Source organism: Streptomyces scabichelini (assembly GCF_011045015.1).
Taxonomy (GTDB): domain Bacteria; phylum Actinomycetota; class Actinomycetes; order Streptomycetales; family Streptomycetaceae; genus Streptomyces; species Streptomyces scabichelini.
Genome location: NZ_JAAKZY010000291.1, coordinates 1 through 11,522 on the forward strand (window position 1 = coordinate 1; position 11,522 = coordinate 11,522).

General features: G+C 68.8%; 8 protein-coding genes, 3 tRNA genes and 1 pseudogene. 8 read left to right on the forward strand and 4 right to left on the reverse strand.

What is annotated here, in order from left to right; genetic code table 11:
• Nucleotides 1-109 precede the first annotated feature (109 nt).
• From G5C60_RS46150 to G5C60_RS46165, 4 genes are all read left to right on the forward strand, one after another.
• Complete coding sequence (locus tag G5C60_RS46150) at nt 110-2,164, forward strand: branched-chain amino acid ABC transporter permease (protein WP_165269506.1); 2,055 nt, start codon at nt 110-112, stop codon at nt 2,162-2,164.
• Nucleotides 2,161-2,976 carry an ATP-binding cassette domain-containing protein gene (locus G5C60_RS46155; RefSeq protein WP_165269508.1) on the forward strand — a complete coding sequence of 272 codons (816 nt, stop codon included), beginning with the start codon at nt 2,161-2,163 and terminating at the stop codon, nt 2,974-2,976. The genes G5C60_RS46150 and G5C60_RS46155 overlap by 4 nt, the downstream gene beginning before the upstream one ends.
• Entirely contained in the window at nt 2,973-3,686 is a 714-nt protein-coding gene (locus G5C60_RS46160) for an ABC transporter ATP-binding protein (RefSeq protein WP_165269510.1), read from the forward strand. The genes G5C60_RS46155 and G5C60_RS46160 overlap by 4 nt, the downstream gene beginning before the upstream one ends.
• Nucleotides 3,687-3,810: 124 nt before the next feature.
• Nucleotides 3,811-4,665 (forward strand): alpha/beta hydrolase, encoded by an 855-nt coding sequence (locus G5C60_RS46165; RefSeq protein ID WP_165269512.1) that lies wholly within the window; start codon nt 3,811-3,813, stop codon nt 4,663-4,665.
• 53 nt (nt 4,666-4,718) lie between these two features.
• On the opposite strand, the pseudogene G5C60_RS46170 reads toward G5C60_RS46165, so the two are convergent.
• The 4 genes and pseudogenes from G5C60_RS46170 to G5C60_RS46185 form a co-directional block, all read right to left on the reverse strand.
• Nucleotides 4,719-4,847: pseudogene (locus tag G5C60_RS46170) on the reverse strand (IS5/IS1182 family transposase); the annotation flags it as partial.
• Nucleotides 4,848-5,242: 395 nt separating this feature from the next.
• Nucleotides 5,243-5,316: transfer RNA gene (locus tag G5C60_RS46175), tRNA-Ile, on the reverse strand.
• 167 nt (nt 5,317-5,483) lie between these two features.
• Nucleotides 5,484-5,556: transfer RNA gene (locus G5C60_RS46180), tRNA-Asn, on the reverse strand.
• A gap of 5 nt (nt 5,557-5,561) precedes the next feature.
• Nucleotides 5,562-5,634: transfer RNA gene (locus G5C60_RS46185), tRNA-Asn, on the reverse strand.
• Between the two features lie 147 nt (nt 5,635-5,781).
• On the opposite strand from G5C60_RS46185, the gene G5C60_RS46190 reads away from it, so the two are divergent.
• The 4 genes from G5C60_RS46190 to G5C60_RS46205 all read left to right on the forward strand — a co-directional run.
• Nucleotides 5,782-6,090: a YtxH domain-containing protein gene (locus G5C60_RS46190; RefSeq protein ID WP_165269514.1), complete on the forward strand. Its 309-nt coding sequence runs from the start codon at nt 5,782-5,784 to the stop codon at nt 6,088-6,090.
• A gap of 170 nt (nt 6,091-6,260) precedes the next feature.
• Nucleotides 6,261-7,742: an FGGY family carbohydrate kinase gene (locus G5C60_RS46195; RefSeq protein ID WP_165269516.1), complete on the forward strand. Its 1,482-nt coding sequence runs from the start codon at nt 6,261-6,263 to the stop codon at nt 7,740-7,742.
• A 184-nt stretch (nt 7,743-7,926) separates the two neighbouring features.
• Nucleotides 7,927-9,660 carry an ABC transporter transmembrane domain-containing protein gene (locus G5C60_RS46200; RefSeq protein WP_165269518.1) on the forward strand — a complete coding sequence of 578 codons (1,734 nt, stop codon included), beginning with the start codon at nt 7,927-7,929 and terminating at the stop codon, nt 9,658-9,660.
• On the forward strand, nt 9,660-11,522 hold a 1,863-nt coding region (locus tag G5C60_RS46205; protein WP_165269520.1), incomplete at its 3' end, for an ABC transporter ATP-binding protein. The genes G5C60_RS46200 and G5C60_RS46205, both read left to right, overlap by 1 nt.

The window sequence follows — 11,522 nt, forward strand, 5'->3', positions numbered from 1 at the left end:
CCAGTGAGCCCCGCCCGCCCCCGCCGCCGCTGAGGCCACACGCCCTCGCAGGACGCAGCCTCAGCAGCGCGGACTCGCAGACTCGCGGACTCATGACAGGAGTCATGCATTGGAACAGATCCTGCTCTTCGCCGTGCTCGGCCTCGGCCAGGGGGCACTGATCGCCGGCATCGCGCTCGGCGTCGTGGTCACCTACCGGGGCTCGGGCATCATCAACCTGTCCACCGGCGCCGTCGCCATGGCCTCGGCCTATGCCTTCTGGGCCCTGACCACCGGTTTCTTCGGGTTCACGCTGCCCGTCGGGCCCGCCCTCGCCGGGGCCCTCGCGGTCGCGCTCGCCGTCGGAGTGCTCACGGAGGTGGCGGTCTTCAAGCCGCTGCGAACTGTCTCACCCCTGGCCAAACTCGCGGCCTCCCTCGGCATCCTGCTCACCCTGCAGGCCACCGTGCTACTGGTCTTCGGGGTTCAGCCGCAGCAGGCACCGAGCATCCTTCCGGCCGACACCGTCACCATCCTGGGTGTCACCACACCCTCCGACCGCTTCGTCCTGGCCGGGCTGGTCGTCGTGATCGCCCTGGTCCTCGGGGCCCTGTACCGGTGGAGCCGCTTCGGCCTGGCCACCCGCGCGGCCTCGGAGAACGAACAGGCCGCTCTTCTGGCAGGCCTGTCACCCAACAGCGTCTCGATGGCCAACACACTCCTGGCCGCCCTGGTCGCCGGGCTGCTCGGTGTCCTGGCCGCGCCCATCGTCCAGGTCGACTCCATGACGCTCCCCCTGCAGGTGGTCCCGGCCCTGGCCGCCGCCCTCTTCGCCGGGTTCACCTCGCTGTGGATCGCCTGCACCACGGGCATCCTCATCGGAGTGCTCCAGTCGATCGTGTACTACCTGTCCACGCAGAGCTGGTTCCCGACCGACAACGGCAACGCCATGCCCGGCCTCCAGCAGCTCCTCGTCTTCGCCCTGATGGTCGTCGCCCTGTACGTGCGCGGCGCCGGTCTGCCGCGCCGCGGTGAACTTGTCGAAAAGCGGCTGCCCGCGGTGCCCCTGCCCGAGCGGCTGCTGCGTCCCGCCCTGATATCCGCCGCGGTCGCCGTCGTCGCACTGATCGTGCTCCCGTTCGACTTCCGCCAGGCGCTCACGAACTCGATGATCGGCATGGTCATCGTCCTGTCGTACGTCGTCATCACCGGCTACGTCGGACAGATCTCCGTGATGCAGCTCGCGCTCTCCGGAACCGCAGGCTTCGTCCTCTCCCACCTCTCGGTCGGGTGGGGGATCCCGTTCCCGTTCTCCGCCCTCGGCGCGATGGTGCTGGCCACACTGCTCGGAGTGGCCGCGGGCGTCTCCGCCCTGCGGGTGCGGGGTGTGAGCCTGGCCGTCGTCACCCTGGCCGCGGCCCTGGCCATGGAACAGGCACTGTTCAACAACACCTCGTTCGGCGGAACGGCCGGAGTGTCCGTACCCCCGCCGCGCCTGTTCGGGAACGACCTCGGACCGAAAGCGGACTTCCGCGGCCTGGACGGCAACGAACCCAGCCCCATGTTCGGCTTCCTCGTCCTGGCCGTCACTGTCGCCCTCGGACTGTACGTCGCCCATCTCAGGCGCACCGGACTCGGCCGGCGGATGCTCGCCGTCCGCTCCAACGAGCGCGCCGCCGCAGCAGCCGGTGTCGACGTGCGGGCCGTGAAGATCGCCGCGTTCGCGATCAGTTCCTTCATCGCCAGCGCCGCCGGCACCCTCTACGGCTACAACTTCGGCTCGGTCAGCGCCGCCCGGTTCACCGCGCTGGCCGCCCTCGGCCTGATCGGTTTCGCCTACATCGGCGGCATCACCATGGTGTCCGGAGCCGTGATCGCGGGGCTGATGTCCACCGAGGCGCTGCTGCCCCACGCGCTGGACAAGTGGTTCGGGATCAAGGGGACCTGGGCCCTGCTCTTCGGTGGCGTCTCCCTGATCGTGACGTTGATCGCCAACCCCGACGGCATCGCGGGCGCCGCCCACCGCCGGAAGACGGCGAAGAGGGCGAAGAGGGCGAAGAGTGTGAAGAGGGCGGAACGCGCTGCGGCCGCGACGGGGCCACCGACTGAAAGCGCATCCGCCGTCGGCTCCCCAGAGATCCACCTCGGCCGTACCGCTGCCGACGCCAAGGAGGTCACACCGTGAACGTGCTCTCTGTCCAGCAGTTGGGCGTCAGCTACGGCGGCGTCCATGCACTCAGCGATGTCTCCTTGGAGGTCGGCGAGGGCCAACTCGTGGGGCTCATCGGCCCCAACGGTGCCGGCAAGACCACCTTCGTGGACGCGGTCACCGGCCTCGTCGCCGCCCGGGGAAGGGTGGAACTGGACGGCAAGGACCTGACCGGACGGCCGCCCCATGTACGGGCCCGCCGAGGACTTGCACGCACCTTCCAGAGCAGCGAACTCTTCGAAGACCTCACGGTCGCTGAGAACCTCCAGGTCACGGCGGACCCTTCGACGTGGTGGACCGCGCTCGGCGAGACCTTCGGCCGCCGCCCGTCCCCGAACCCCGCTGTCCCCAAAGCCCTTGCGGCCCTGGGACTCGAGGACCTGGCCGACGCCTCGGCACACGAACTGTCCCAGGGCAGACGCAAACTCGTCGGTGTGGCGCGGGCCTTGGCGGCCCGGCCCCGCATCATCTGTCTCGACGAACCCGCGGCCGGCCTGGACACAACGGAGAGCGCCGAACTCGGACGCAGACTGCGCACGGTCACTGACGCCGGCACGGCGCTGCTCCTCATCGACCACGACATGAGCCTCGTGATGGGCATCTGCGACCACATCGTCGTCCTGGAGTTCGGCAAGGTGATCGCCTCCGGGACACCGGCTCAGGTCCGGACCGACCCCGCCGTCGTCACCGCCTACCTCGGGGCATCCACCGTCCAGCCCGCCACCGCGTCCAACACGTCGAGCGATGGCTCCGCCAAGGCCCTCACCAGCACACCGGAGACACCATGAGTACCCCAGTCCTGGAGGTGGCCAGCCTCACCGCCGGATACGACGGAGCCGCTGTCATCCGCGGGATCGACCTCGAAGTGGGCGCGGGAGAGGTCGTCGCCCTCCTCGGGGCCAACGGAGCGGGGAAGACCACCACGCTCAAGGCCGTCTCCGCGCTGCTGCGCCCCCTTGCCGGCACGATCACTTTCAAGGGAACGGACCTCGGCAGGATCCCGGCAGCGACTCGCGCCCGCCTCGGCATCGCCCACGTCCCGGAAGGACGAGGCATCTTCTCCGGCCTCACGGTGGCGGAGCACCTGCGCCTCGGTCACCGGGGCGAGCGCCTCGACCAGGCGGCCGCCCAACGTTACTTCCCCGCCCTGTCCCGCCTCCAGGACCGCAAGGCAGGCCTGCTCTCCGGCGGCGAGCAGCAGATGCTCGCCATGGGACGAGCCCTGGCCCGCGGCCCCAAGCTGCTCCTGCTCGACGAGCTCAGCCTCGGCCTGGCACCCATCATCGTCGAGGAGCTGCTGCCCATAGTCAGGCGCTATGCCGACGACACCGGCTGCGGGGTGCTGCTCGTCGAACAGCACGTCGGCCTCGCCCTCGACACAGCCGACCGCGGCTACGTCCTCTCCCACGGCGAGATCACCGCGCACGCCACGGCGCAGGAACTCCGGGCCGACCAGTCCCGGATCCTCGCCGGCTACCTCGGCGAGCAGCACGCCTGACCCGGCCGGGCGGCCACAACCGCCGTACACCACAGCCACCGTGAGCCTGAACCGCTCGGGCAGCCCACCCCTCCGACCCGGCCGGGCGCTCAGGGCTGCCCGCGTACCCAAGACAAGGAGTCCGATGTTCACCTTCGACAGCGAAGACGGCGTCCAGATCCACGTGCACGTATGGAAGCCGGACACCCCACCGCGAGCCGTCGTCCAGATAGCCCACGGCATGGGAGAGCACGCCGGCCGTTACGCCCCCCTCGCGGCGGAGCTGACCGCTCAGGGCTACGCCGTCTACGCCAACGATCACCGCGGGCACGGGCTGAGCAGGCACGCCGAGCCCGGTCATCTCGGGGACGACGGCTGGAACCGACTCGTCAGTGACATGGTCACCCTGTCGGAGACCATCCGCGAGCAGCACCCCGGCCTGCCCCTGGTCCTGCTCGGGCACAGCCTCGGTTCCTTCGCCTCGCAGCAGTACGTCCTGGACCACGCCCACCTGATCGACGCACTCGCCCTCGCCGGAACCACCGCGGTCGACGTCATGCTCGCGGCACAGGCCCAGGACGCCGCGGCGGGAGGAAACCCGTTGCTCACGCTCAACCAGGCGTTCCAGCCCAGCCGCACACCGTTCGACTGGCTCAGCCGGGACGAACCGGCCGTGGACGCCTACCTCGCCGACCCCCTGTGCGGCTTCAGCCTCGACGCCCAGGGCATGGCCGACATCACCATCGCCTCGGCGTCACTTGCCCGGCCCAGGGGCATCCCGGCGGATCTACCCATCTGCATCCTGGTTGGGGATCACGACCCGCTGAACGCCGAGCTCTCACTCAGCAACCTGCTTGTCGAACGCTACGGCGAGGCCGGCCTCATCGACGTCACCTGTCTCAGTTATCCCGAAGCCCGCCACGAACTGTTCCACGAGACCAACAAACAGGAGATCGTCAGCGACCTCCTGGCCTGGCTGAACCGCGTTCTCGCCCGCTGACCCCGGCGCTGGGGACAGCGTCCCCAAGACCGCGAACGGTTATGGGGCGGGCGGCTGTTCTCGGCCGTCATGCGCTTGGCGAGGTTGTCGATCGAGGCGATGTGGATCATGGCTTCTGAGCTGGCGGAGAGGGGCTCATAGTCACGGACCAGACGTCGGCGGAGCATGATCCATCCCAGGCTGGTCGCGGGCCTTGGTTGGTTGCCGCTTCCTGGCGAAGCTGCCGGTGTCGATCTCGGTGAGGATGCGACACCAGAACCACTCACTCACGAACCGCTCTCTCAGCCGGGCGGCGGCAGCCCAGTGATCCAGAAGCGTAGGCGTAGGTTCCCAGGCAGCCACTTCCGATCACCTGCGTCCTGCCAGCGTCCCGAATTCAGCGTCCAACCGCTCGCACAGGCCACTTGCGGCGGCTTGCCTCGGCGGTGGGCTAACACGTCTGCGCAGGTCAGAGAAGTTCTGACCAACGCCGATGGCAACACCATTGAACTCACGGGCAGCGGATTCAGTCCGTCCACCCAAAGTCCTGAATCCGCACGCCCGCTGAGATGTTTCCGCAGGTCACAGGCCTGCACAGTGGGGCGGGTGGGACTCGAACCCACGGCCGACGGATTATGAGTCCGCTGCTCTAACCGGCTGAGCTACCGCCCCGTCTACGGCGCGTCGCGCACATTTGTGCGCGCCGTCTGCCGCAGCATAGCCGCTCATACGATCTCCTGCTTCGGATGGTCGGCTACGCATGACCATGAGGACAACGCCGTGGGCTGCGCGGTTCCGCCGGACATGAAAAAGGACCCCTACGGGGTCCTCTTCCGCTGCTCTCCCGACTGGACTCGAACCAGTAACCTGCCGGTTAACAGCCGGCTGCTCTGCCAATTGAGCTACGGAAGATCGAGCTCCCCCGACTGGACTCGAACCAGTAACCTGCCGGTTAACAGCCGGCTGCTCTGCCAATTGAGCTACGGAGGATTGTCTCGCTGCATCGAACGTACCTCACTGGGTATTCGCCAGAGGGCGGGCGCTCGCTGCGACACATACATTAGCGCAAGCAGGGGGGTGCTCCGCCAATCGGTTCTCCCCCGCGACCGATGCCGACTCAAGGGAAGGGTGGCCGTCATGCGCTATCGACTGACGTTCGTTGCCGGACTGGCCCTGGGTTACGTGCTGGGCACGCGAGCCGGGCGCGAGCGTTACGAGCAGCTGAAGAAGTCCGCGCGGGAGATCTCCCAGAACCCCGCCGTGCGCAACACCGCGGAGTCGGCCGCCCAGCAGGGGCGTCAGTTCGCGGGCAAGGCGTACCACGTGGTGAGCGAGCGGGTGGGCGACCGCGTCCCGGACTCGGTGGCCGAGCGCGTACGGCATCTGCGCGAGCGCAACACGAACGGCACGGCGGCCCACGACGACTGGGGCACCAGCAATACGTAGCCGGATCCGGCAATACCTAGCCGAATCCGGCAATACATGGCCGAACGGAGTGCTCTGCACCACGTCGACGGCTCGGTATCGGCAACACACACCAGGTCAGCGCCCAAGCGGTACGGGCGCCTCCGGCAGAGCGGCACGGTCACCTCCGGCAGTACGGCAGAATTTCCGCCATGGGGATAGTCGCCGGGCTGGACAGTTCGCCCGATTTCACTCGCATCGTCGTCTGCGACGCGGACAGCGGAGCCGTGCTCAGGCAGGGTTACGCCCCGCATCCGCTCGACGGCGCCGAGGGTGGCCGGCCCTCGGACGTCGACCCGCAGGCCTGGCTGCTGTCCCTGGGCGAGGCGGCGGGTGGCGGGCTGCTCGAAGGCGTGCAGGCCATCGGCGTTTCGGCGCAGCAGAGCGCGCTGGTCCCGCTGGACACGCAGGGCAACACGGTGCGTCCGGCGCTGGTCGGCGGGGACAAGCGGGCGCAGGTCTGCGCCGCCGAACTGGTCGACGCGCTCGGCGGCCGGGAGGCCTGGGCGCAGGCCGTGGGCTGCGTGCCGGGGGCGGCGCAGCCGGTGACGAAGCTGCGCTGGCTGGTGAAGAACGAGCCGGACGCCGCGCTGCGGACGGCCATGCTCATGCAGGCGCACGACTGGCTGGTGTGGCAGCTGCTCGGCCGGCCCGCGCGCCGGACCACCGACCGGGGCGAGGCCTCCAGTACGGGGTACTGGTCCGCGGTGAACGGTGCCTACCGGCCCGATCTGGTCGAGCTGGCGCTGGGGCATCAGGCGCTGCTGCCCGATGTGCTCGGTCCGGCGGAGGCCGCGGGGACGACGCCTGAGGGGCTGCTGATCTCGGCGGGGACGGGCGAGACGATGGCCGCGGCGTTCGGGCTCGGGATCGGGCTCGGTGACGCGGTGGTGTCGCTGGGTGCCTCCGGGTCGGTCATGGCCGTACACCATGAGGCGCTGGTCGACCCGTCCGGGATGATCACCTCGCTCGCCGACGCGACGGGCATGCATCTGCCGGTCGTGACCACGCTCAACGCCGTACGGGCGCTGCGCGGGAGCGCCGAACTCCTCGGCCTTCCCGACCTGGAGACCCTGTCCGACCTGGCGATGAAGTCGACTCCGGGCGCCCATGGGCTCGTACTGCTGCCGTATCTGGAAGGCGAGCGGACGCCCGCTCTGCCGCATGTGGCGGGGACCCTTGCGGGGCTGCGGCGGGAGTCGATGCGGCCCGAGCATCTGGCGCGGGCCGCGTTCGAGGGCATGCTGTGCGGGCTCGCGGACGCGCTGGACGTGCTGCGCCGCCGGGGCGTGGAGGTGCGGCGGATCTTCCTGCTGGGCCAGGCCGCCGAGCTGCCCGCCGTGCAGGCCTGCGCTCCCTCGCTGCTCGGCGTGCAGATCGTGGTGCCGCAGCCCGCCGACTACGCGGCGATCGGTGCGGCCCGGCAGGCGGCCTGGGCGCTCGGCGCTTCGCGGGGCACGCTCGATCCGCTCGGCGTCGCGCAGGGCTCGTTCGATCCGCGGCAGCCGCCCGCCTGGCAGGGCGCGACCGCGCAGGTCCTGGAGCCCGGCGAGGAGCTGGCGGTGGGGCAGGCGGTACGGCAGCAGTACACGTCGGTACGGGATCAGACCCATCCGGGTGCCGTCAGGCTCTGACCCCTGCACGACCCCTGCACGGCCCTTGCGCGAACCATGCCGGAATCAACCGTTCCGACACCGCTTGAGGGGTTCTTGAAACGCTGTTGGGTTAATTGGTTGGGGTAACGCCGGTGGAATGTTCGACGATGGTGCGTGGTGCGTCACCGCTCCCACTCCCTGTCGCCGACTCCGAGAGACCAGCGTGCTCATACGACTCCTGCGTGCCCATCTCAGGCCGTACAAGAAGGCCATCGTCTTACTGGTGCTGCTGCAGTTCCTGCAGACCTGCGCCAGCCTCTATCTGCCCACCCTGAACGCGGACATCATCGACAACGGTGTCGTGCAGGGCGACACGGGCTACATCATTTCCTTCGGCGCGTTGATGATCGGTGTCTCGCTGGTGCAGGTCGTCTGCAACATCGGCGCCGTCTACTACGGCGCGCGTACCGCCTCGGCGGTCGGCAGGGACATCCGGGCCGGCGTCTTCGACCGGGTGCAGTCGTTCTCCGCGCGTGAGGTCGGTCACTTCGGGGCGCCGTCGCTGATCACCCGCACCACGAACGATGTGCAGCAGGTGCAGATGCTGGCCCTGATGACGTTCACGCTGATGGTGTCGGCGCCGATCATGTGCGTGGGCGGCATCGTCATGGCGCTCGGCCTGGACGTACAGCTGTCCGGGGTGCTCGTCGCCGTGGTGCCGGTCCTCGGCATCAGCGTGACCCTGATCGTGCGCCGTCTGCGGCCGCTGTTCCGCACCATGCAGGAGCGGCTCGACGCCGTGAACCGGGTGCTGCGCGAGCAGATCACCGGCAATCGCGTCATCCGTGCCTTCGTCCGCGACACGTACGAGGAGGAGCGCTTCCGGAAGGCCAACACCGATCTCACCGAGGTGTCGCTGGGCACCGGGCGGATGCTGGCGCTGATGTTCCCGATCGTCATGACGGTGGTGAACGTCTCGTCGATCGCGGTGGTGTGGTTCGGCGCACACCGTATCGACAGCGGCGGGATGGAGATCGGCGCGCTGACGGCGTTCCTCGCCTATCTGATGCAGATCGTCATGTCCGTGATGATGGCCACCTTCATGTTCATGATGGTGCCGCGCGCCGAGGTCTGTGCCGAGCGCATCCAGGAGGTCCTGGAGACGGAGAGCAGTGTCGTGCCTCCGAAGGCTCCGGTGGTCGAGCTGCGGCGGCACGGTCATCTGGAGATCCGCGGGGCCGGCTTCCGTTACCCGGGTGCCGAGGAGCCGGTGCTCAGGTCCATCGACCTGGTGGCGCCGCCCGGCGAGACGACCGCCGTGATCGGGTCGACCGGCAGCGGCAAGTCGACGCTCCTCGGCCTTGTCCCGCGCCTTTTTGACGCCACGGACGGTGAGGTCCTCGTCGACGGCGTGGACGTACGGACCCTCGAACCGCGGCTGCTCGCGCGCACCGTGGGCCTCGTACCGCAGAAGCCGTATCTGTTCGCGGGCACGGTGGCCACCAACCTGCGGTACGGGAATCCGGACGCGACCGACGAGGAGCTGTGGCACGCGCTGGAGGTGGCGCAGGCCAAGGACTTCGTGGAGCGTCTTGAGAACGGGCTCGACTCGCCCGTCGCACAGGGCGGTACGAACGTGTCGGGCGGCCAGCGGCAGCGGCTCGCGATCGCCCGCACGCTCGTTCAGCGCCCGGAGATCTACCTCTTCGACGACTCCTTCTCGGCTCTCGACTACGCGACGGACGCGGCCCTGCGTACGGCGCTGGCGCGGGAGACCGCCGAGGCGACCGTGGTGATCGTCGCGCAACGCGTGTCGACCATCCGCGATGCCGACCGGATCGTCGTCCTCGACGAGGGGCGGGTCGTCGGGACGGGCCGCCACCACGAGCTGATGGCGGACAACGAGACCTACCGGGAGATCGTGCTCTCCCAGCTGACGGAAGCGGAGGCAGCCTGATGGCCGGGCCCATGGGGCGGATGATGGCCGGCGGCGGCCCCGACCAGCACTCGATGGACTTCAAGGGGTCCGGGAAACGGCTGCTGGCGCAGTTCAGGCCGGAACGGGCCACGATGTACGGGATGCTGCTCGCCGTCGTCCTGAGTGTGGGCCTGTCGGTGCTGGGCCCGTGGATCCTCGGGCGGGCGACCGACCTGGTCTTCGCGGGGGTCGTAGGGCGTGAGCTGCCCGAAGGCGCCACCAAGGCCGAAGTGCTGGAATCCATGCGGGAGCGCGGCGACGGCGGCATGGCCGACATGCTCTCCGGTACGGACTTCACGCCGGGCAAGGGCATCGACTTCAACGCGGTCGGTGAGGTGCTGGGGCTCGCACTGCTGGCGTTCGCGGCGGCCGGGCTGCTGATGGCCGTGGCGACGCGGCTGGTCAACCGGGCCGTCAACATGACCGTGTACCGGATGCGGGAGGACGTGCAGACGAAGCTGTCGCGGCTGCCGCTGTCGTACTTCGACCAGCGGCAGCGCGGTGAGGTGCTCAGCCGGGCGACGAACGACATCGACAACATCGGTCAGACGCTGCAGCAGTCGCTGGGCCAGCTCGTCAACTCGCTCCTCACCATCGTGGGTGTGCTCGCGATGATGTTCTGGGTGTCGCCGCTGCTTGCGCTGGTCGCACTGGTCACGGTGCCCCTGTCCTTCTACGTCGCCACCCGTGTCGGCAAGCGCTCGCAGCCGCACTTCGTGCAGCAGTGGCGGTCCACCGGCAAGCTGAACGCGCACATCGAGGAGATGTACACCGGGCACACGCTCGTCAAGGTCTTCGGGCGGCAGGACGAGTCGGCGGCTCAGTTCGCCGAGCAGAACGACAAGTTGTACGAGGCCGGGTTCAAGGCGCAGTTCAACAGCGGGGTCATGCAGCCGCTGATGATGTTCGTCTCGAACCTCAACTATGTGCTGGTGGCGGTGGTCGGCGGGCTGCGAGTGGCCTCCGGCGCCCTGTCGATCGGTGATGTGCAGGCCTTCATCCAGTACTCGCGGCAGTTCTCGATGCCGCTCACCCAGGTCGCGTCGATGGCGAACCTCGTGCAGTCCGGGGTCGCTTCGGCGGAACGGATCTTCGAGCTGCTCGACGCGGAGGAGCAGGAGGCGGATCCCGTGCCGGGGGTTCGGCCGGAGGAGCTGCGGGGGCGGGTCGCGCTGGAGAACGTGTCGTTCCGGTACGACCCCGAGAAGCCGCTCATCGAGGACCTGTCCCTGAAGGTCGAGCCGGGGCAGACGGTCGCGATCGTCGGTCCGACGGGGGCGGGCAAGACGACGCTGGTGAATCTGCTGATGCGGTTCTACGAGGTCACCGGTGGGCGTATCACGCTCGACGGGGTCGATGTCGCGAAGATGTCCCGCGACGAGCTCCGGGCCGGGATCGGCATGGTGCTCCAGGACACCTGGCTGTTCGGGGGGACGATCGCGGAGAACATCGCGTACGGGGCCTCTCGCGAGGTGACGCGCGGGGAGATCGAGGAGGCGGCGCGGGCCGCTCATGCGGACCGGTTCATTCGTACGCTGCCGGACGGGTACGACACCGTGATCGACGGCGAGGGGTCGGGGGTGAGCGCGGGTGAGAAGCAGCTGATCACGATCGCGCGGGCGTTCCTGTCCGATCCGGTGATCCTTGTGCTGGACGAGGCGACGAGTTCGGTCGACACCCGGACCGAGGTGCTGATCCAGAAGGCGATGGCGAAACTGGCGCATGGGCGGACGTCGTTCGTGATCGCGCACCGTCTGTCGACGATTCGGGATGCCGACACGATCCTGGTCATGGAGAACGGGGCGATCGTGGAGCAGGGCTGTCTCTTATACACCTCTGAC